Origin of the sequence: Curtobacterium sp. MCBD17_034 (genome assembly GCF_003234515.1) — a bacterium.
Lineage (GTDB): Bacteria > Actinomycetota > Actinomycetes > Actinomycetales > Microbacteriaceae > Curtobacterium.
The window spans coordinates 373,168-392,523 of the sequence record NZ_QKTN01000002.1 but is presented as its reverse complement, the minus strand read 5'-3'; the positions used below and the strand labels follow the sequence as shown (position 1 = coordinate 392,523).

20 protein-coding genes and 1 pseudogene are annotated in these 19,356 nt (G+C 74.5%); 13 read left to right on the top strand and 8 right to left on the bottom strand.

Annotation, left to right across the window (positions count from 1 at the left end):
- Window positions 1-22: 22 nt before the first annotated feature.
- Entirely contained in the window at window positions 23-1,252 is a 1,230-nt protein-coding gene (locus DEI92_RS16285; RefSeq protein ID WP_146249104.1) for a hypothetical protein, read from the bottom strand.
- A gap of 775 nt (window positions 1,253-2,027) precedes the next feature.
- On the opposite strand from DEI92_RS16285, the gene DEI92_RS05565 reads away from it, so the two are divergent.
- Both DEI92_RS05565 and DEI92_RS05560 read left to right on the top strand, forming a co-directional pair.
- Window positions 2,028-2,999, top strand: a complete 972-nt coding sequence (locus DEI92_RS05565; RefSeq protein WP_111012651.1) for an aldo/keto reductase — start codon at window positions 2,028-2,030, stop codon at window positions 2,997-2,999.
- A gap of 61 nt (window positions 3,000-3,060) precedes the next feature.
- Complete coding sequence (locus DEI92_RS05560) at window positions 3,061-3,633, top strand: hypothetical protein (protein WP_111012650.1); 573 nt, start codon at window positions 3,061-3,063, stop codon at window positions 3,631-3,633.
- Window positions 3,634-3,809: 176 nt separating this feature from the next.
- On the opposite strand, the gene DEI92_RS05555 is transcribed toward DEI92_RS05560, so the two are convergent.
- Window positions 3,810-4,457 carry an NADPH-dependent F420 reductase gene (locus DEI92_RS05555; RefSeq protein WP_111012649.1) on the bottom strand — a complete coding sequence of 216 codons (648 nt, stop codon included), beginning with the start codon at window positions 4,455-4,457 and terminating at the stop codon, window positions 3,810-3,812.
- 81 nt (window positions 4,458-4,538) lie between these two features.
- Here DEI92_RS05555 and DEI92_RS05550 point away from each other — a divergent pair, with 81 nt between their 5' ends.
- Both DEI92_RS05550 and DEI92_RS17005 read left to right on the top strand, forming a co-directional pair.
- Window positions 4,539-4,823, top strand: a complete 285-nt coding sequence (locus DEI92_RS05550) for a GNAT family N-acetyltransferase (protein ID WP_111012648.1) — start codon at window positions 4,539-4,541, stop codon at window positions 4,821-4,823.
- 73 nt (window positions 4,824-4,896) lie between these two features.
- Window positions 4,897-5,414, top strand: a pseudogene (locus tag DEI92_RS17005) (VOC family protein).
- Window positions 5,415-5,437: 23 nt separating this feature from the next.
- Here DEI92_RS17005 and DEI92_RS05540 read toward each other — a convergent pair.
- Complete coding sequence (locus tag DEI92_RS05540) at window positions 5,438-6,583, bottom strand: hypothetical protein (RefSeq protein WP_146249103.1); 1,146 nt, start codon at window positions 6,581-6,583, stop codon at window positions 5,438-5,440.
- Between the two features lie 127 nt (window positions 6,584-6,710).
- On the opposite strand from DEI92_RS05540, the gene DEI92_RS05535 reads away from it, so the two are divergent.
- The 3 genes from DEI92_RS05535 to DEI92_RS05525 are packed head-to-tail and all read left to right on the top strand — an operon-like array spanning window position 6,711 to window position 8,731.
- On the top strand, window positions 6,711-7,217 hold the full coding sequence (locus tag DEI92_RS05535; protein WP_111012646.1) for a MarR family winged helix-turn-helix transcriptional regulator: 507 nt from the start codon (window positions 6,711-6,713) through the stop codon (window positions 7,215-7,217).
- A gap of 1 nt (window position 7,218) precedes the next feature.
- Window positions 7,219-7,737: a metallophosphoesterase gene (locus tag DEI92_RS05530; protein ID WP_111012645.1), complete on the top strand. Its 519-nt coding sequence runs from the start codon at window positions 7,219-7,221 to the stop codon at window positions 7,735-7,737.
- A 55-nt stretch (window positions 7,738-7,792) separates the two neighbouring features.
- On the top strand, window positions 7,793-8,731 hold the full coding sequence (locus DEI92_RS05525) for an NUDIX hydrolase (RefSeq protein WP_111012644.1): 939 nt from the start codon (window positions 7,793-7,795) through the stop codon (window positions 8,729-8,731).
- Here DEI92_RS05525 and pcp read toward each other — a convergent pair.
- From pcp to DEI92_RS05510, 3 genes are read right to left on the bottom strand one after another with little or no spacing between them, the layout of a single operon-like run.
- Window positions 8,724-9,365, bottom strand: coding sequence for a pyroglutamyl-peptidase I (pcp, locus tag DEI92_RS05520; protein ID WP_111012643.1), 642 nt, complete (start codon window positions 9,363-9,365; stop codon window positions 8,724-8,726). The genes DEI92_RS05525 and pcp overlap by 8 nt on opposite strands.
- A gap of 10 nt (window positions 9,366-9,375) precedes the next feature.
- Window positions 9,376-10,689, bottom strand: a complete 1,314-nt coding sequence (locus DEI92_RS05515) for an MFS transporter (protein ID WP_220037455.1) — start codon at window positions 10,687-10,689, stop codon at window positions 9,376-9,378.
- A gap of 2 nt (window positions 10,690-10,691) precedes the next feature.
- Entirely contained in the window at window positions 10,692-11,312 is a 621-nt protein-coding gene (locus DEI92_RS05510; RefSeq protein WP_181434657.1) for a GntR family transcriptional regulator, read from the bottom strand.
- Between the two features lie 147 nt (window positions 11,313-11,459).
- On the opposite strand from DEI92_RS05510, the gene DEI92_RS05505 reads away from it, so the two are divergent.
- Window positions 11,460-12,194, top strand: a complete 735-nt coding sequence (locus DEI92_RS05505; protein ID WP_111008610.1) for an aminoglycoside phosphotransferase family protein — start codon at window positions 11,460-11,462, stop codon at window positions 12,192-12,194.
- Between the two features lie 119 nt (window positions 12,195-12,313).
- Window positions 12,314-13,258, top strand: coding sequence for a DnaJ domain-containing protein (locus DEI92_RS05500; RefSeq protein WP_111012640.1), 945 nt, complete (start codon window positions 12,314-12,316; stop codon window positions 13,256-13,258).
- A gap of 51 nt (window positions 13,259-13,309) precedes the next feature.
- Here the strand turns inward: DEI92_RS05500 and DEI92_RS05495 are convergent, their stop codons facing one another.
- Entirely contained in the window at window positions 13,310-13,672 is a 363-nt protein-coding gene (locus DEI92_RS05495; protein ID WP_111012639.1) for an RNA-binding S4 domain-containing protein, read from the bottom strand.
- A 44-nt stretch (window positions 13,673-13,716) separates the two neighbouring features.
- On the opposite strand from DEI92_RS05495, the gene DEI92_RS16810 reads away from it, so the two are divergent.
- Together DEI92_RS16810 and DEI92_RS05485 are read left to right on the top strand one after the other, a co-directional pair.
- Complete coding sequence (locus tag DEI92_RS16810; RefSeq protein ID WP_258370079.1) at window positions 13,717-14,037, top strand: hypothetical protein; 321 nt, start codon at window positions 13,717-13,719, stop codon at window positions 14,035-14,037.
- Window positions 14,038-14,094: 57 nt separating this feature from the next.
- A complete protein-coding gene (locus tag DEI92_RS05485) occupies window positions 14,095-15,525 on the top strand; it encodes a hypothetical protein (RefSeq protein ID WP_111036103.1) in 1,431 nt (476 codons plus the stop codon).
- Between the two features lie 25 nt (window positions 15,526-15,550).
- On the opposite strand, the gene DEI92_RS05480 is transcribed toward DEI92_RS05485, so the two are convergent.
- A complete protein-coding gene (locus DEI92_RS05480) occupies window positions 15,551-17,005 on the bottom strand; it encodes a S1C family serine protease (RefSeq protein ID WP_258370078.1) in 1,455 nt (484 codons plus the stop codon).
- A 190-nt stretch (window positions 17,006-17,195) separates the two neighbouring features.
- Here DEI92_RS05480 and DEI92_RS05475 point away from each other — a divergent pair, with 190 nt between their 5' ends.
- Window positions 17,196-18,215, top strand: a complete 1,020-nt coding sequence (locus tag DEI92_RS05475; RefSeq protein ID WP_111012637.1) for an iron ABC transporter permease — start codon at window positions 17,196-17,198, stop codon at window positions 18,213-18,215.
- Window positions 18,212-19,234 (top strand): iron chelate uptake ABC transporter family permease subunit, encoded by a 1,023-nt coding sequence (locus tag DEI92_RS05470; protein ID WP_258370077.1) that lies wholly within the window; start codon window positions 18,212-18,214, stop codon window positions 19,232-19,234. Before DEI92_RS05475 ends, DEI92_RS05470 begins: the two co-directional genes overlap by 4 nt.
- Window positions 19,235-19,356 lie beyond the last annotated feature (122 nt).

The following is a 19,356-nucleotide window of genomic DNA, read 5'->3' as shown; positions in this document are numbered from 1 at the left end:
CGGTCGTCCGGTCGGGTCCGCGTCACCAGGTGACGGACGTCGCGCTGCCGGTCCCGGTCATCGTGCCGAGGTCCGGCAGGTGCAGCCCGAGGGTCGGCGCGAGCGCGCTCGCGAGGCCGGCGAGCAGCACGGCGCTGCCAGCGATGCCGAACACGAGTCCGACGAGCGAGAGCAGACGGGTCCACGACGCAGCTGCCCGTGCCCGCAGCACCGTCACGGCCAGACCGATCGCGAGGCCGCCGAGCACGAGGGCCACGACGTGCACCTGACCCGCGACGAGCAGGAACCAGGCACCGACCGCGAGCGTCGCGAGGCCGGCGACCACCGCGAGCGCGGCGGCGGTGCCGGGGCTGACGGCCGGGCGTCCGTCCGGCCCGTCGGTCCGGGAGGCCCGTGCCGCGTCGGTCCGGGAGACCCGCCGCGGGTCGTCGGTCCGGGCCCCGGCCCGGCGGGGCGCGCCGGCGTCGGATCCGTGCGGTTCTCGGCTCCCGACGGGGGCTGCGCGGTGGAGGCCGTGCGCTCGCTCGGTCCGGGCGCCGCGGCGACCGGATCGACCACGTCGACCGGCGAGGGACACGGCCGAGGCGACGGAGCGAGCGAACACGACCGGCTCGTCGTTGCCCTCGCTGCCCCGGTGGTCCGACGTCTGCGCGGCCGTCGCCGCGGGCTGCTCGGCGGCGCCGACGGCCGGAGCAGGCTGCTCCGGGGCGGTGCGTGCGGCGGCGGTCTGCTTCTGGGCGGCGCGCTCTGCCGTCGCGGTCTGCTTCTGGGCGGCGCGCTCTGCGGCGGCGGTCTGCTTCTGCGCTGCGCGCTCTGCGGCCGCGGTCTGCTTCTGCGCTGCCCGCTCTGCGGCGGCGGTCTGCTTCTCGGCAGCGGCGGCACGACGCCGGTCCCGCGCGGTCGGGGCCGGGGGTGCCGGAGCCGGGAACGGCGACGCCGGAGCGGCGGGGTCGACGGTGTCCGGCGTCACGAGGCTCGTCGTCCCGGGCGGGATCGGTGCGGCCTGCGGTGCGGGAGCGCCCGTCGGAGTCGCCCACGCCGGTGCGACCGGCGTCCCCGGGACGGGCCTGGGGGCCCCGACGGGTCGGGGCAGGTCCTCGTCGACGGGGCCTCCGACCACGAGGTACTCGAGCCCGGGCACCGAGAACCGCGGCTGACCCGGCCGGGGTTCGACGGGCCCTTCGGCGGCGTCGGTCGTCCGTCGTTCCGTCGGCTGCGGCGTGACGGGGCGCGGTCCACCCGGGGTCGCCACGATCGGTAACCCGGACGTGGCGGGGCGGACGGCACCCGCGACGCCGACGCCGGGCCTCCCGGGATCCGGGACCGGGACCTGGCCCGGGCCGCGACCCGATGCGGTCCGGCCGGTGGGACCGGCGTGCGGCTCGCCGGTGGGGAGCGGGGACGTGACGTGAGCGTCCGCCTCCGATGCGGTCGCGGAGCCGTGCCCGGCAACGGTCGCGGTGAGGGATGCCGCGAGGTCGGGTACGGGCGGCGCGGTCGGGTCGGAGGTGCCCGGACGGACGGTCGCCGCGATCCGCGACGCCGTGCCGGACGCCGCGTGACGGCGGGCCGCCTCGATCGCGCCGGTGTCGACCGTGGGGGAGAGCGGCGCGGGGGGCAGGGGGGCTCGCGCGGTCCGCGGACGACGAAGCGGATCAGCAGGAACCGTGCGTGCGGCGGGAACGGGCGTCGTCGCACCCTCCGTCACGGGGCGTCCGGTCGCCACGGCGGGGCGATCAGTCGCGGCGACGGGCCGGGTGACGCCCGGTTCGGCGGGCGCGGCGGTCTGCGGAGCCGGGACGGGTGCCACGGGCGTCGGCGGTGCGGTCACCCACGCCGGGAGGCCGCGGGTCCCGGTCACTGGCGGAGGGGTCGGCACGTCCGGCGTCGACGCCTGGTCCGGCGTCGCGCCCGGCATGCGGTGCTGGCCCACGCGTGCTCCCTCTCGATGGTCCGTCCTACTGTTCTAGTGCGCAGCGCCCGTTCCCGGACGCCCCAGTGCGGGTGACGCCGGTAGCGTCTGCGGCATGGCAGACATCGAACACCGTCCTCTCGGTCCCTCCGGCCTGGTCGTCTCGACCGTCGGGCTCGGCTGCAACAACTTCGGCAGACCAGGCACCGCCACCGAGACGCAGGAGGGCACGGACGCCGTCGTCCACGCTGCGCTCGACGCCGGAGTCACCCTGTTCGACACCGCGGACATCTACGGCGGCGAGCCCGGCCGGAGCGAGTCGATGATGGGCAGGTCCCTCGCCGGTCGTCGCGACGAGGTCGTGCTCGCGACGAAGTTCGGCAGCGACATGCGCGGTGCGAACGGGCCCGACTGGGGTGTCCGTGGCTCCCGTCGGTACGTCCGGCTCGCCGTCGAGGCGTCGCTGCGTCGACTCGGCACGGACTGGATCGACCTGTACCAGATGCACGTCCCCGACCCGATCACGCCGATCGAGGAGACCCTGTCGGTGCTCGACGACCTCGTGCGCGAGGGCAAGATCCGCTACATCGGGCACTCGAACTTCGCCGGGTGGCAGATCGCCGAGGCCGAGCTCACCGCCTCCATCGCCGGCACCACGTCGTTCGTGTCGGCCCAGAACGAGTACAGCCCGCTCGCTCGTGGTGCCGAGGCCGAGGTCCTGCCGGCGGTGCGGGCGTACGCGCTCGGGTTCCTGCCGTACTTCCCGCTCGCCAACGGCCTGCTCACCGGCAAGTACACCCGACGCGGCGGCGGCCCGGCGGACGCCCGGATCACGAACATCAAGCCGCAGCTGCTCGACGACGCCCCGTGGGACGTCATCGAGGAGTACCAGCGCTTCTGCGAGGCCAGGGGCGTGACCATGCTCCAGGCGACGTTCGCGTGGCTGCTGGCCCAGCCCGGACTCACGAGCGTCATCGCGGGTGCGACCAAGCCGGAGCAGATCGCCCAGAACGTCGACGCCGGTTCGGCCTGGACCCCGTCCGAGGACGACCTCGCCGAGATGACGCTGGTGTTCGAGGGGGTCTGACCCGAGCGCCGACGTACGGCGGCTGGGCGTTCCTGCGCCGTCCGCGCGTAGCGTCCGGGACATGGCAGGCAACCTCCCCGGACGATCCATCCACGACCTGACCGCGGCCGCGTGGTTCGGCGGCTCCCTCATGGGTGCCATCGGGCTCAACGGTGCCGCGGCCCGCGCCACGGACCCGGAGGAACGGACCCGTCTCACCACCATCGGGTGGCGGCGCTGGGGACCGATCCAGACGGGCGCCGTCGTGCTGCACCTGCTCGCCGACCTCGACGTGACCGCGCACAACGCGCCGCGGAGCGCGGTCCAGCACGGCATGCACCGCATCAACACCTACAAGGCCGTCGTGACCCTGGTCGGCGCGGGTGTGACGCTGTGGACGGCCGTCGTCGGCAACCGCTACGGCAAGCTCGTCGAGGCGGACGCGCGCAAGGGGCAGCCGGCGGCCGGGGCCACGGAGCCGGCGCCTGGCACGTCACCCGAGCTCGCGCGCGTGCAGCGGAAGCTCCAGCGCCTGCAGTGGCTCCAGGCGATCTTCGGCGGTTGGATCATCGTGGTCGGTGCCAAGGAGGGCGAGATGCAGCGCCCCCACAACGTCGCGAAGGGCGTGGTGCGCAAGGCGCTCCGCCGCCGCTGACCCGCCCGGCCCGGCCCGGCAGGCCGGGCCGACCCCCGGCCCCTTCGCCGAGATCGCAGAAGATGCCGCTCCGACCCAGGTCGAAGCGGCATCTTCTGCGATCTCGGCGGGTGTGCCGCCGGGCCGGCGGCCGCGGCCGCCAGTGGCCGCGACCGCCGGCGGCCGCCGGCCCGGACTCACATGTCGCGGTAACGCTTCGCGTCCGCGACCGCCAGCTCGAGGTCGATCGCGGCGTACGGCTTGACGTACCCGGGGGTGTCGCGCTGGATGCGCCAGCCCTCGCTCAGACGTCCGATGTCCACGGCGTCGAACCCGAACTCGTCGATCAGGTCGCCCACGGCCTGCTTCGCCTCGTCGTCGTCACCGGCCACGACGAGGGCACGGCGCCCCTCGGTACCGCGCGGGGTCCCCGCGGTGGTCAGGTCGGCCGCGGCGATGTGGTTGAAGGCCTTGACGACGTGCGACTGCGGCAGGTGGTGCTGGAGCAGTTCCGACACCGTGGTCGTCTCCTCGTCGAGGGCCGCGATCTGCCCGTCCCGCTGCGGGTAGTAGTTGTTCGTGTCGATCACGACCTTGCCGACGAGGGGCTCGACGGGGATGGTCTCGATCGCGGCGAGCGGCGTGGTCACGACGACGACGTCGCCCTTGGTCGCTGCGTCCTCCGGGGTCCCGGCGGTCGCGTGCGGTCCGAGTTCGTCGACGAGGTCCGACAGGGTCTCGGGGCCGCGTGAGTTGCTCATCACGACGTCGTAGCCGTTCTGCACCGCGAGTCGGGCGAGCTGCGAACCGATGTTCCCTGATCCGATGAATCCGATGGTGGTCATGGATCGAGTGTGCTCCGGTCGGACGCGCGATGGTCAGCGCACGTCCGGGCAGCGCGCGGGGGTGGCGGGCAGGATGGCACGATGGCCCACGAGTTCCGCAACGAGACCGACCGCGACCGCTACGCGCTCTACGTGGACGGCGCCCTGGTCAGCGTGCTCGACTACCGGGTGAACGGCGACTCGATCGCGTTCCCGCACACGTACACGGTGCCCGCGCATCGGGGTCACGGCTACGCGGGTGAGCTCGTCGAGCAGGCCGTCGCCGACGTCGAGACCACGAGCACCCGCCGGATCGTCCCGATGTGCTGGTTCGTCGGTCAGTGGTTCGAGGACCACCCGGACAAGGCCGACCTGCTCTCCCGATGACCCCACGATGTGGACCGTCTGGTGATCCCGGCGCCTCGGCAGTAGTGTCCCGCCGAGGCGGTCGTCCGACGTCGTGACCGCCGGAGAGGACACTCCCGTGCAGCGAATCGTCCCGTTCCTCTGGTTCGACGACCAGGCCGAGGAGGCCGTCACCTTCTACACGGGCCTGTTCCCGGACGCCCGCATCGACTCCATCGGCCGATGGCCGGACGGCACGCCCGACGCGGGCAAGGCGCTGGTGGTCGAGTTCACGCTCTTCGGGCAGCGATGGCGAGCGATGAACGGCGGACCGGGCACCCGCACTCCGATGCGATCTCGTTCCAGGTCGACTGCGACACGCAGGACGAGGTCGACCGGCTCTGGGACGCGTTCACGAGCGACGGCGGCCACGAGGTGGCGTGCGGGTGGTGCACAGACCGGTGGGGCGTCGCGTGGCAGGTCACGCCCGTCCGACTCGCCGAGCTCCTCGCGGACCCCGTTCCCGAACGGCGGACCCGCGCCATGCTCGCCATGCAGGACATGGTGAAGCTCGACATCGCCGCGCTCGAAGCAGCCGCCGACGGACGCGGAGGCGCGGGGACCGCGGGCTGAACCTCGCTCCGAACCGGGGGTGCTCAGGCAGCGACGACCTGCTCCTCCTCCAGTCGGGAGACCTCGCGGTCGCGGGCGATCCGGGTCCGTCGGGCGACGAGTCCGTGCACGACGAGCACCAGGAGCACTGCGGTGGCCAGCCAGAGCGCCAACACGAGGGCGCTGCGGCCGAGGGATGCCGCGGGGAAGTACTGCAGGTCCTGCGCCGCTTGCAGCCAGGCCGCGCCGCTCCAGAAGGTGTGGAGTCCCGCGAACAGCCCGGGCTGGAACGCCGACTGGAAGATCCCGCCCGACGACGTGAAGTTGAGCATCACGAACAGCATCGTGAGGATCGGCGTGGTCCACCGGCCGAGCATCGGGTGGAGTCCGACACCGAGCGCGATGATGACGAGGTCGTACATCCAGGCGAACAGGAAGATCGGCCACGCATGGTGCGTGATCACGCCGTAGACGGGACCGGCGATGACGACGCCGATCCCCGCGACGACCCCGGCGGTCGCGACGCCGATGACCGCCGTCCAGAGCAGGCGGAGCCGCCCGGAGAACGCGGCGACCGCGATCGCGCTCGAGTACCCGCCGACGCTGAGTGCGACCAGCAGGAAGAAGAGTCCCTGGCCCGTCGCGTCCTCGTCGTGCACGGCGACGACGTCGACCACGTGGAACGGCAGGTGCTGCTGGTAGGCGATGGGCACGAAGATCCGCTCGGCAGCGGTCGCGGTGGTGTCCGACGCTGCGGTGGACACGTAGAGGGTGGCGCTCGTCGACCCCGGCGCGTACACGGCCGCCAGATCACGGTCGCGGATCGCCGCACGCGCATGCGCGGGGTCCTGCACCACGTGGGCGACGAGCGCGCCGTCGGACCGGTCGGTGACGGTCTGTGCGAACACCTGGGTCGCGGCTCCCGTGCCGACGACCCCGACGGGCAGGTCCTTCGGGGTCGGGGCGTGGAACGCGCCGAGGTAGGCCAGGCCCATCCCCGCGGCGAGGAACAGTGGGACGAGGATGTGGGAGGCGAACGACAGCAGGAGCCGACCGAGCCCGGCAGGACGGAGCATGGACGGCTCGTGCGCGGGCGCGCTGCCGGCGTGGCGGTCGGCGGCGTGACCGGGCGTCGGCCGCTCGGTCAGGCGACGGACGGGTAGCAAGTTGTTCTTTGCAACATCGGACACGTGTTGCACTGTACAACTTCGATCCCCGGTCCGCTAGCGTGTCGCGTACACGACGCGGTGCACCGCGCACGCTGGCACGTTCGCGGAGCGGGTCGCGGCGGACGCGACGACAGGGAGGGACTCGTCGATGGAGCAGGGAACCGATCGGCTTCGTGCCGCCGAGATCACCCGGGCCTACCGGGAACTCGCGCGGATCACCCGGCGCGCCGCGGTCCGCGCCCGAGGTCCCGAAGCCGCGCTCAGCATCGTCGACCACTCGCTGGTCGACTTCGTCGCCCAGCACTACGGGTGCATGGCGATCGACATCGCCCGGTACCTGCGGCTCAACCGGTCGACGATCTCGCGGCAGTTGTCGGGCCTCCTGGCCGCCGGCCTGATCGAGCAGGTCGACGGCGGCACCGGGAACGCGAAGCCGCTCGCGGTGACGGCGGCCGGCGAGGCGGCGCTGGAACGCTCCGTCCGCGTGCACCGCGAGAGCCTGGAGGAACGGCTGGCGTCGTGGTCCGACGACGACGTCGCGCTGCTCGCCGGTCTGCTCGAGCGCCTCAACGCCGCGGAGACCGAGGATCCCGTGCCGGTTCCCGACATCGACGACGACGACCTGCCGGGCGCCGCGGCCCCGATGGAGGCCTGACGTGCCCACCCGCCTCGTGTTCCTGTCCGACACCCACCTGCCCCGGCGCGCGAAGGACCTACCGCCGGCGCTCTGGGCAGCGATCGAGGACGCCGACCTCGTGGTGCACGCGGGGGACTGGGTGGACCTGGCGACCGTCGACCGGATCGCAGCCCGGGCTCGACGGCTCGTCGCGGTGCGCGGCAACAACGACGTCGAACCGGGGTTCGCGGACCGGCTGCCACTCGTCGCATACGAGCACGTCGAGGGCCTGCGGTTCGCGGTCGTGCACGAGACCGGCGCCGCGGCGGGACGCGACGCCCGGATGGCGCAGCGGTTCCCCGACGTCGACGTCCTCGTGTTCGGGCACTCGCACATCCCCTGGGACTCCACCGCGTCGAGCGGGCTCCGACTGCTCAACCCCGGATCGCCGACGGACCGGCGACGACAGCCCGACCACACGTGGATGACCGCGGTGGTCGACGGTCGCGACCTCGCGGTCGAACTCGTGCGCCTCCCACCGGTCCCGCGGGAGCGCTGAGGCCGCGGCGCGACCCGACTGGCCGTGCGGTGTGCCGACGTGGGACGCTGGGGCGATGACGGACGACCGGCACGACGAGCGCGCGGTGCCCGCGGAGGCCGCGCCGTCCCTCCCGCCGGGTCCGCCGCCCGGCCCCCGGGACCCGGGCGACGCGTGGGCGTACGGGCCGGACGGTCAGAAGGCGTGGGGCCTGTTCGGCGCCGCGGGGCTGCTCGTCGACGACGGTGCGGGCCGCGTCCTGCTGCAGCACCGTGTCGAGTGGAGCCACCACGGCGGGACCTGGGGCATCCCGGGTGGTGCGCGACACCAGGGTGAGGACGCAGTCACCGGAGCGCTCCGCGAGTCCGCGGAAGAAGCCGGTGTCCCCGCCGCCGCGCTCCGGATCCGCCACACCTCCGTGCTCGACCTCGGGTTCTGGACCTACACGACGGTGGTGGCACGCGCCGTCCACCCGTTCCGGGCCGAGGTCGGTGACCGCGAGAGCCTCGCCCTCGACTGGGTGCCGGTCGACGACGTCGAGGGGCTGCCCCTGCACCCGGGGTTCGGCGCGAGCTGGCCGGCCCTCCGCGGTGTGCTCGTGACCGAGCCCGTGGTCGTCGTCGACGCCGCGAACGTCGTCGGCAGCGTGCCGGACGGCTGGTGGCGGGACCGCGCCGGCGCCGCCGAGCGACTCGTGGACGCGATCGGCGCGCTCGCCGCGTCGGGACTGGCCGCTGCGGAACTCGGACTCGGTGCCGGTCGGTGGTGGCCGCGGTGGTCGGTCGTCCTCGAGGGAGATGCGCGAGCCGCCCGGACCGACGGCCCCGAGGTCGAGGTCGTCCGCGCGACCGGCGCGGGTGACGACGCGATCGTCGAGTCCGTGCACCGGGCGATCGCGAGAGCGGCCGGTCCGGTCGTCGTCGTGACGGCCGACCGCGGGCTGCGAGCGCGCGTCGAGGCCCTCGGAGCGTCGGTGACGGGGCCGTCCTGGCTCCGAGCGCTGATCGCTAGCTGATCGCACCGCCCGCGACGGCCAGGTCGGGTGCCGGGTCCACCGCGGCGCGGACCGCTGCGGCGAGTCCGGTGACGAGCACGTCGAGCGACACCGTCGGGACGGCGTCGTCCGCCTCGCGCAGGGTCTCGGGCGTCGCGGGCACGTGCACGAACCCGGAGCGCACCCCGGCCCCGGCCAACGCCTGCAGCGCGTAGAACACGTGGTTGCACACGTACGCGCCGGCCGTGGCGGACAGCGCGGCCGGTGCGCCCGCCGCGCGTGCGGCGGCGACCATGCGCTTGACCGGGAGCGTCGTGAAGTACGCGGCCGGGCCTCCCGGCAGGACGGGCACGTCCACGGGCTGCGCGCCGTCGGCGTCCGGGATCCGGGCGTCGTCGAGGTTGACGGCGACCCGCTCGGGCGTGATCGCGCTGCGCCCCTCGGCGAGCCCGACCGCGACCACGACGTCCGGCGTCACCCGCTCGACGGCGTCACGGAGTGCGTCGACCGAGCGTCCGAACGCGACGGGCAGCAGGACGGCCTCGACGCGTTCCGGACCCGTCCAGGTCGCGGCGACGCGCTCGACGGCGTCCCAGGACGGGTTGCGGGGCGCGTCCGCGAACGGCTCGAACCCGGTCAGGAGGATCGTGGTCACGCCCGCGACCCTAACCCAGGTGCGCCGTGGGGTCGTCCGGTCCGACGCCCGCGGCCGCGGCGGGCAGGTGGCGGCGCGACGAGACGCCCACGAGCACCCACGCCACGAGACCGAGGCCGACGACCACGAGCAGGATCGCCGTCACGGGCGCGACGGCGGCCACCGCGGCGATCACGGCCGGAGCGAGGAACCCCGCGTACGCGACCGCGTAGAACACGCCGGTGAGGCCCGCGAGGTCCCGACTCGACGCGATCCGCTGCACCTCGAGCAGGCTCGACACCAGGGCGATGCCCATGCCGGCACCGACGACCGCGTTCGCCAGGAGCCCGATCCAGACCGAATCGGCCGCGATCGCGAGCGCGACGACCGCGATGCCGACGGTCATCACGAGCACGGCGACGACGAGCCCGCGCGCGCTCGACACGGAGTGCACCCGTCCGGCGATCGGTTGGACCGCACTCGACACCCCGAGCGCGACGACCGTCGCGGCGGTCGCGAAGACGAGCCCCCAGCGTCCGGTCGCGTCGTGCAACTGGGTGGGCAGGTAGCCGTACGCGATCGCGGCGGACGCGAACACGAGCGGGGCCGACACCATGACCACGCGGACGAAGCGCCGGTGTCCGGCCGACGGCACGCGGAGCTGCCGCCACCAGGGCCCGGTGACGCCGCCGGACGTGTGGGTCTCGGGTGCGCGCAGCACGACGACGAGGAACGGGACCGCGACGGCGAGGTGCACGAGGAACGGCAGGACCTCGGGGACCGGGCCCCACTGGGCCATGCAGCCGGCGACGAGTGCGCCGCTGCCGGATCCGAGGGTGAACGCGAGCGATGCCCGTCGTGCGCCCGATCCGGCGTCGGCCACCGGGTCGTACCGGCCCTGGGACAGTTCCTTCACCCAGCTGTTCCCGACGGCCATGGCGATGCCCACGGTGATCCCGGAGCACAGTCGCCCGGCCGCGAGGTACCCCGCGCCGAACGGACCGAGGGCCAGGAGGCCGCTGCCGACGAGCGCCGCCGTGACCCCGACGAGCATGAGGGGGCGGCGTCCGTGCCGGTCGGAGAGCGACCCGGCGACGAGCAGTGCCGGTGCGAGACCGAGGACGTACACGCCGAGGAACGCGTTGACGAGGAGCGTCGAGTAGTGCGCACGCTCCTGGTACATGAGCAGCAACGGGCTGAACTGGTTGCCGCCCCACGAGCAGACGAAGACGGCGCCCCACACCGCGAGCCACGGCCGCACCCGTGCTGCCCGCCGGCTCGTCACACCGGGCCGGCCGGGAGGCCCGGTCCGCTGCAACGGGACCGCTCCCGTCGACGTGTCCACGCTCACAGCGCGCCCCGGTGCCCGGCGACGTGGTCGCGGAGCACCTCGGCGTAGCGGGCGGCGTCGCCGGCGGCGACGGCCCGGGCCAGTGCGCGGTGCTGGTCGAGCGCCGGGTGGAGCTGTTCGGGACGGACCCGGATGAGCTGGTGCCGGAGGCGTTGCTGGCGGTCGTGGAGGAGGCGGGTGAAGTGCACCGCGACGGGGTTCTCCGCGGCCGCGACGACCGCGGTGTGGAACGCGTCGTCGGCGTCGACGAACCGGTCCACGTCGTGTTCCGCGATCGCGTCGGCCTGGTCGCGCAGGAGGTCGTCGAGCACGGGCACGAGGTCCGGACGCGGGCCACCGCGGAGTGCTCGGGTCGCCGCGGACGCCTCGACCGCTTCCCGCATCTCGAGGACGTCGGCGGACTCGCTCGGGGACATGGGGCGGACGACGGCGCCCTTCCGGGACTCGAGCGTGAGCAGTTGCTCCGCGGCGAGCCGGAGGAACGCCTCGTGCACCGGGGTCCGGCTGATGCCGAGCTCCTGGCAGACGACCCCCTCGCTGAGGAGGGCACCGCCAGGGAGTTCACCGCGGATGATCCGCTGCTTCGTGTGCTCGTAGGCGCGCTCCGCGGACGACATGTGTCGATCGTACGTCTTGCATGCAAGTGCCCGTGCAGCTTGTCCGAGGAGCATGTGAACATCGCGTTTCCGGCCCGGACTCCCGAGGTGCCACCGCGTAGATTGACGGGACGGCGTCGACGGCGACGTCCGACTGGAGGGACCGTCATGGAGAGGATCACGCGAGCCGAGGACCGTGTCCACCGCCCCGCTGGGCCCTGGACACCGACCGTCCACCGGCTGCTCGCACACCTCCACGAGCGCGGGTTCGTGGAGGCGCCGGAGCCGATCGCGCTCGGTGAGGTGCTCGAGACCGTGTCGTTCATCCCCGGTCTCGCGGGTGAGTACCCCTGGACCGACGACGTCGCGTCCGAGGCCGCGCTCGTCACCGCGGCCCGGCTGCTGCGCAACTACCACGACGCCGCTGCCACCTACGCGGTGGCGGCGGACGACGTGTGGTCCCAAGCCGACCGTGCTCCTGTCGAGACGATCTGCCACGGCGACTTCGCCCCGTACAACTGCGTGTTCGACGGCCGGGCCGCGGTCGGGATCATCGACTTCGACACGGCCCACCCCGGGCCGCGGGTGTGGGACGTCGCGTCGGCGGTCTACCGGTTCGCGCCGCTGACGACCGGGGACACCCCCGTGACGCGTCTCGACGACCAGCTCGCCCGTGCGGCCGAGTTCTGCCGCGCCTACGACCTCGACGCGTCCAGCCGAGCGGGGCTCGTGGAGGCCGTGGTCGCCGGCCTCGTCGCCCTCGTGACGACCATCGAGTCCGAGGCCGCCGCCGGGGACCCGAAGTTCGCCCGGGACCTCGCGGCCGGCCACGCCGAGCTCTACCGCGCCGACGTCGCCTACATCGAGCACCACGCCGACGCCATCCGGCACGCCGTGGCCTGAGCAGGGCTCCACGCGGGCGGCACCACACCGGCACGCAGCCCGCGCCCAGCGGGAGCACGGCGAGCCCACGGCGATCACGGGGCGTGCTCCGCGCGGCGAGCCGGTAGTGTTCCACCGCCATGAGCGACAGCCCTGCCGACGCCACCCCGTACGAGGTGCTCGGCGTCCCCGCCTCCGCCGACGACGACACCCTCCGGCGCGCCTACCGCCGGGCTGCCCGCGAGACCCATCCGGACCTCGGCGGGGACCCGCGCTCGTTCCGCCTGTTGCAAGAGGCGTGGGAACGCGTCGGCACCCCCGAGGCGCGCCGGGCGTACGACGCGGGAGCCTCCCGTTCGGCGATCGCCGGGCACGGACCCGCCGGCGACCCCGCGGGGCGTCCGGCCTCGGGCCGTGACGCCTACGCGCCGCCCGCCGCGCGCCGCGACTCCCGCCCACGTGCCCGGTCCTTCGGGCACCCCGGCGGACTGTCGCGCGAGGTCTTCCTCGCCGCCGAGCGCGAGTGGGTCGGCCTCGGCGACCCGATCGAGGACCCGTACGACCCGGCACTCGTCCGCTCCGCCCCGCGCCACATCCGCCGTCTCCTGGCCGAGGCGCTCGCCGAGGAGGCGACCGCGGCGATCGTCGCCGACCTCGGGATCGGTGTGACGGTGTGGCACGACCTCGACGCCGGGCCGGAGGGCAAGCTGGACCACGTCGTCCTCACGACGAGCGGACTCTGGGCGCTCGAGTCCATCGACTGGGGTGCTCCCGTCCGCATCGAGCACGGCGAGGTCGTCGGCGCGACCCTCGCGCCGGGGGAGCGCCCGGTGCGCGAACTCGTCCGGGCTGCGCGCACCGTCCAGAAGGCGACCCGCGTCCGGTTCACGGGCCGGCTCCTGGTCGTCCCGGACTCCGCGGTCGACCACGACGTCCGGCTCGTGGGACCGGCACGCAGACCGACCGCGTTCGTCGTGCGGCGGAGCGCCCTGGCCGGCGTGTTGCTCGGCCCCGGTGCCGAGACGGGATCGGTCGACGTGTTCGAGCTCCGCGCGCGGCTCCAGGAGACGGTCCGCTTCGTCTGACCGTGCTCGTCGACGGACCGCGAGCGCCGAGCGCGGACCCGAGACGCGGCTTCAGTACCCGCGCAGCTTCTCGAGGTCGCGGCGCTCCCGCCCGGTCGGTCGACCCGCTCCGCGGTCCCGCGCCGGCAACCAGGCCGTCTCCTCGCGCGGCGGCGGTGGGGGCGTCCGGTCCTCCAGACACGTGGCGGCCACCGGTGCCCCGACGCGCTTGACGACGATCCCGCGCACGACGACGATCCGTTCGACCCCGTTGGTCCGCAACCGCACCTCGTCGCCGATCTCGACCGACTGCGCTGCCTTGACGCGCTCGCCGTTCACCCGGACGTGCCCGGCACGGCAGGCAGCGGTGGCGGCGGAGCGGGTCTTCGTCAGCCGCACCGCCCACAACCAGCTGTCGACGCGGGCGCGGTCCATGCGCGACAGCCTATGCGGAACGCCCCGGTCCTACCATGAGTGCCGTGGACGACGACCCCGACGGCCAGGCCGACCCTGCCGACCACGCGGGGTCCGCTGCGCGTGACGACGTCCGCCGCGCGGACGCCCACCGCCGCCGGGCGCTCGCCCTCCTCGCCACCGCCCCGATCGGCACGCGCCTGGTGGTGCGCGCCCACCACGGCGACGGTGCGCGGGACGCCCTCGGCACCCTGGTCGCACGCACCGACACGATCTGCACGGTGCGCACCCGCCGCGAGGACGTCGACATCGCCCTCGCCGCCGTCGTCGCCGCCCGTCCGGTGCCACCGCCGCCGCCGCCCCGCGAGCGCCGACGCGCGTCCTGAGCGCGCCGCCCGCGCGCCTCGTCGAGCGGGGGACCCGTCGCCCGTACCGTGAACGGCATGGTCCCCGCACCACAGGCACCGAACCCGGCACCGGCCCCGTCATCGGTGGGCCCGTCGTCGGTGGCCCCGTCGTCGCCGGACGTGAGCTCGTCGGCCGGGATGCCGGCGCCGTCGCCCGGCCGGTCGACGCCGGGTCGCCGCGAGCACGCGGACACCGTGACCGACCGCACCGCCCGCGTCAGCATCACGCGCCCCGCGTCCTGGGCGACCGTGCACGCCGCCGACGCGGACCTCCGGACCACGGGTGACGGCGTCACCGTGACCGTGCGCTCCCGCCCCAGCGACAACGGCATCGCGGACGAGACCGCCGCGCTGGTCGCTCGGCTGCCCGGCTCGGTCGACGGCGTGCTCGTCGTCGGGTGCGACCCGTGGGGGAGCGCCGGGGCGCCGGCCCGCCTCGTCGAGTACCACCGCCCCGCTCCGCCGCTGGAGGCCGCCGCCGCGACGGACCGCCCCGCGGTCGGCGAGTCGGACGGCACCGAGCACGGACACGAACCGCACCGGCCCGTTCCCGCCCTCGGCCACCGCGCCCCCGACCGCACGGGCGTCTTCGTGTCGCACCTGCTCGTCACCACCGGTCGGCACCGCATCGACGTCGTCGCCGAGCGCCCGCTCGCGGTCCTCGACGCCACCGACGACGTCGTCGCCCGCGTGCTCGAGTCCGTCCGCGTCGTCGGCCCCGCGCCGGCCGCAGCCCAGCCGCCACGCGTGCTCGAGGACGTCCCGGTCCCCGTGCGCCCGACGCTCGCCCCGTTCGGTGTGCCGGTGGACGCCGAGGCGCTCGCCGCGCTGCAGGGCATGGCGGGCCGCCGTTGGAACCCCGCGGTCCTCCGGTCGCCCGGCGGTCGCGCGCTCATCGACCAGGGGCTCGTCGGCCGCTTCGGCACCGTCCCGTCACTGACGAGCGCGGTGCTCGCGCCCTGGGAAGCCGGCGTCGACCCCGTCACGCTCGAGCAGCAGCGGGAGGACGGGCCCGCCACCCGGCTCCGCTGGTGGCGCGGCGACGCCGCCGTGACCGTGCTGGACGGGACCGAGGAGGCCGGCTTCCGCATCGGCAGCGTCGACGACGCCACGCTCCTGGCGCTCGCGGCCGGGAGGGTCGGGGTGACCCCGTCGTGGACCTTCGCCTTCGCGACGCCGCGGCTCCCGGCCGCGGTCCTGGACCGCCGGGTCGAGGACCCGACGGCCCGCCCCGACCTGCCCGTGGCGGTCCGCACGGCCGATCCGGTGCTCGCGCGGTTCTGGGACGCCCCGTGGACCGTGTCGCACCTCCGGGTGCCGACGCGGCCGCGTCCCGTCACGGTGGTCCACGCCGCGGGCGTCGGCTTCGCGCGCATCGGACGGGCGACGGCCGAGGGGACCGCGATCCGGGTCGAGGCGTCCGCGAACGTCCACCGTCTGCTCGTCCGCACGGTCCTGGCGGGCTGACCCCGGTCCTCCCGGACGTCCCGCGTCAGGCGGCCGGACCGGCGACCAGCGTCGCGGTGACCGTTCCCGCCGTGCCGTCGGCGGCGGTGTACCCGACGGTGACCGAGTCCCCGACGGCGTGTGCCTGGATGAGCTCGGTGAGCTGATCGGCACCGGTCACGGCGGTGCCGTCGATGCTCGTGATCGTGTCGCCCGCGGCGAGCCCGGCGTTCTCGGCCGGGGACCCGGACACCACGCCCTGCAGCGTCACACCGGAGCCGGTGGTCGGAGTCGTCGACGAGACCTCCGCGCCGAGGAAGGCCGGGGTCCCGATGACGATCGTCGAGGTCGCGGTGCCGGACAGGATCCGTTCGGCGATGCTCTTGGCCGTCGCGATCGGGATCGCGTACCCGGTGACGTCGCTCGTGCCCGACGACGCGGCGGTGGTCATCCCGACGACCTCGCCCTCGGAGTCGAGCAGCGGGCCGCCCGAGTCGCCGGACACGACGTCGGCCGCGACCTCGATGAGACCGGTGAGCGACTCCGTGCCGGTGCCGGACTCGCTCTGCACGGTGATGTCCTGGTCGAGCGCGGTCACGGAGCCCTTCGCGGCGACGAGTTCGCCCTGGCCCTCCGCGTTCCCGACGTCGGTCACGGTGTCGCCGACGGCCAGGTTGTCGTCGTCGTCGAGTGTCGCGGTGGTGAGGTCCGACGCCCCGCGCAGCTCGAGCACGGCGACGTCGTCGGTCTTGTCCGTGCCGACGACGTCCGCCGTGTAGGTCTTGCCGGTGGACTCGACGGTCACCTCGATGCTCGTGGCGTCCTCGACGACGTGGTTGTTCGTCAGGATCTCGCCGTCGGAGGAGATGATCATCCCGGTGCCGGCCGCCTGCGACGAGGAGTCGTAGTCGAGCGTCGTGTCGATCGTCACGATCCCGGCCTTCTGCGAGTCGGTGGCCGTGGTCTGGGCGCTGTCGGTGGATCCACTCGACCCGGTCCCGCTCGACCCGGAACCGCTCGATCCGCTCGACGAGCCGTCGCCCGGGACGGACCAGCCGCCACCGATGCCGCCGCTGTCCGACGATCCGTTGCTCGAGGACCCGCTCGACTGGCTCGAGGTCGTGGTCCCCGTGTCCCGGGAGGCCAGGCCGAAGGCGGTGCCGCCCGCGGCGCTGACGATCGCGAGGGTGGCGACACCCGCCCCGACCATGAGGCCGACGCGGCGGCGCTTCGGCTTCGCTGCCGCGGTCGGGTCGGTGGCACCCGCCGTGGCGCCGACGAGGTAGGGGCCGTGGCCGTCGTGCGTGTACGTGTAGGGGCCGGAGCCGTCCGGCGCGTAGAGGTAGGGGCCCGATCCGTCGAACGCGTAGGCGGACCGCAGCGTGCTCGGGTCGACGTGCGGTGCCGCTGCGGGAGCCGGCGTGCCGATGGGCTGCGTGGTGTCGCGCGGGGCGTCCTCGCCGCGCTCGTCGTCGGCGGGGGTGGTGGGGTGCTCGGTCATTGGTCTCTCCGGTGGCTCGTCCGACAGCCGGTGGGGCGTCGATGCGTCCAGTACAGGACCCGATCCGATGAGTGGCCTATGAGCGGCGTGGACAGCGGCTCCGCACTCCCTCGGGATCGGCTGCGGCGCCGTCGCCGTCGCCACCGCGCCCGCCGTTCGACCGCGGGGGAGCCGGACTAGGCTTGCGCCGATGTCCCCGACCGCTCGTCCGCGCCGAGCGCGCCTCGTCGGGACGACCGCCGTGTCCCTGGTGGTGCTCGCCGCGGCGTGCGTGCTCAGCGTCATGGTCGGCGCGCGTCCGATCGATCCGCTGGCGGTCGTCACGGTGCTCCTGCACCCCGGCCGGACGGACGAGATCACGCTCATCGTCGTCGGCGAGCGGGTGCCCCGGACGGCGCTCGGACTCGTCGCCGGAGCCGCGCTCGGCGTGGCGGGCGCGGTGATGCAGGGTGTCACCCGCAACCCGCTCGCGGATCCGGGCATCCTCGGCATCAACGCCGGCGCCGCACTCGCGGTGGTCGTCGGGACGACGGTGTTCGGGATCGCGGGCACGGCGGCGACGCTGCCGTTCGCCTTCGTCGGCGCCGCCGTCGCGGCCGTCGTGGTGTACGGGATCGCATCGGCCGGGAGGCGCGGGCCGACCCCGGTGGGCCTCGCTCTGTCCGGTGCCGTGGTCGCCGCCGCACTCGGGTCGGTCACGACCGCGGTCCTCCTGACGCACCAGTCGGCACTCGACCGCATCCGCTTCTGGCAGGTGGGTTCGCTGGCGACGGGGGACCTGCACGTCGTCGCTGTCGTCGCCGTGCCGGTCGTCGTCGGCCTGGCCATCGCCATGACCCTCGGCCGGTCACTCGACACGCTCGCCCTCGGGGACGAGCTCGCGGCGTCCCTGGGGCAGCGGGTCGTCGTGGCGCGGGCACTCGGCGCGCTCGCCACGGTCCTCCTCGCGGGCGCGGCGACGGCGGCGATCGGACCCGTCGGGTTCGTCGGGCTCGCGGTGCCGCACGCCGTCCGCCGTGTCACCGGTCCCGCGAACCGGTGGACCCTGCCGTTGTCCGCGATCGTGGCCCCGGCCCTCCTGCTCGTCGCCGACGTCATCGGTCGTGTCGTCGCCTTCCCGGGCGAGGTCCAGGTCGGCATCGTGACGGCGGTGATCGGCGCTCCCGTGTTCATCGCGCTCGTCCGGAGCAGGGCGGTGCGGGACCTGTGAGCGTGTCGACCCGGACCCCTCGGCGACCACGGGACACCGATGCCGGACTGCGGCGCGAGCTCCTCGTGCTCGCGGGGGCCCTCGTGCTCGTCGTGGTGCTCGCCGTCGCCGCGCTCGGCCTCGGCGAGATCGCGATCTCCCCGGGTGCGGTCCTCGCCGCGCTCGTCGGACGCGCGGACCGCGTGACGGACTTCGTCATCACCGAGCTCCGCGGGCCCCGGCTGCTGGCGGCGGTCCTCGTCGGCGCGAGCCTCGGCACCGCCGGCGGCATCGTGCAGAGCGTCGTGCGGAACCCGATCGCGAGCCCCGACGTCATCGGGATCACCTCGGGCGCGAGCGCGTCGGGCATCACGGCCATCGCGCTGTTCGCCGCCTCGGGGCTCACTCTGTTCTCGGTCGTCGTCGTCGGTGCCGTCCTCGTGACGGTCGTCATCGCCGCGCTGAGCTGGCGCGGCGGGATCGGGGACAACCGGCTCGTCCTCGTCGGCGTCGGCGTCGCGGCGATCGCCGTGAGCGTCACGGGGTGGATGCTCACGCGCGGGAACGTGCAGGACGCCGCCGTCGCGCTCGTGTGGCTCACGGGCAGCCTCAACGCGGTCGACCCCACGGTGCTCGCGGTGCTCGCGGTGGCGTTCGTCGTGCTGTTCGTCCTCGCCCTCCTCCAGTCGCCGCGGCTCGGGGTGCTCACCCTCGGGGACGACGTCGCGGCGTCGTTGGGGCTGCCGCCGGACCGGGCCAAGGTGCTGCTCGTCCTCACCGCGGTCGGCCTGAGCGCCTCGGCGGTGGCGGCAGCGGGCCCGGTGTCGTTCGTCGCGCTCATGGCCGCGCCGATCGCCCGTCGTCTCGTCGGTCGTGGTCGCGTCGCCGTCGCTCCCGCCGCGGCGGTGGGGGCCGTCATCGTGCAGGCGAGCGACCTCGTGGCGCAGTTCGCGATCCCCGGGGTGGCGGTGCCCGTCGGCGTCGTCACGGGCATCGTCGGCGCGCCGTACCTGCTCTGGCTGATCGCGCGCGGGCGCTGACCGCGCCCGCCCGTTCCCGGCTGCTCCACGCCGACCGAGCGGGACCTCCCGGCGGTCCCGCCGTGTGCAGGACGTGTGTGGACCGTGCGGTCGCTCCACAGGAGTGAAAGGGCGTTCGCGGT

Excerpts from the sequence above, each read along its gene's own strand:
- DEI92_RS05550 (WP_111012648.1), top strand. The coding sequence starts at position 4,539 with ATGGCCCACGAGTTCCGCAACGAGACCGACCGCGACCGCTACGCGCTC.
- DEI92_RS05480 (WP_258370078.1), bottom strand. The coding sequence starts at position 17,005 with ATGACCGAGCACCCCACCACCCCCGCCGACGACGAGCGCGGCGAGGAC.
- DEI92_RS05505 (WP_111008610.1), top strand. The coding sequence starts at position 11,460 with ATGGAGAGGATCACGCGAGCCGAGGACCGTGTCCACCGCCCCGCTGGG.
- DEI92_RS05535 (WP_111012646.1), top strand. The coding sequence starts at position 6,711 with ATGGAGCAGGGAACCGATCGGCTTCGTGCCGCCGAGATCACCCGGGCC.
- DEI92_RS05495 (WP_111012639.1), bottom strand. The coding sequence starts at position 13,672 with ATGGACCGCGCCCGCGTCGACAGCTGGTTGTGGGCGGTGCGGCTGACG.
- DEI92_RS05525 (WP_111012644.1), top strand. The coding sequence starts at position 7,793 with ATGACGGACGACCGGCACGACGAGCGCGCGGTGCCCGCGGAGGCCGCG.
- DEI92_RS05555 (WP_111012649.1), bottom strand. The coding sequence starts at position 4,457 with ATGACCACCATCGGATTCATCGGATCAGGGAACATCGGTTCGCAGCTC.
- DEI92_RS05560 (WP_111012650.1), top strand. The coding sequence starts at position 3,061 with ATGGCAGGCAACCTCCCCGGACGATCCATCCACGACCTGACCGCGGCC.
- DEI92_RS05485 (WP_111036103.1), top strand. The coding sequence starts at position 14,095 with ATGGTCCCCGCACCACAGGCACCGAACCCGGCACCGGCCCCGTCATCG.
- DEI92_RS05500 (WP_111012640.1), top strand. The coding sequence starts at position 12,314 with ATGAGCGACAGCCCTGCCGACGCCACCCCGTACGAGGTGCTCGGCGTC.
- DEI92_RS05510 (WP_181434657.1), bottom strand. The coding sequence starts at position 11,312 with ATGTCGTCCGCGGAGCGCGCCTACGAGCACACGAAGCAGCGGATCATC.
- DEI92_RS05565 (WP_111012651.1), top strand. The coding sequence starts at position 2,028 with ATGGCAGACATCGAACACCGTCCTCTCGGTCCCTCCGGCCTGGTCGTC.
- DEI92_RS05475 (WP_111012637.1), top strand. The coding sequence starts at position 17,196 with ATGTCCCCGACCGCTCGTCCGCGCCGAGCGCGCCTCGTCGGGACGACC.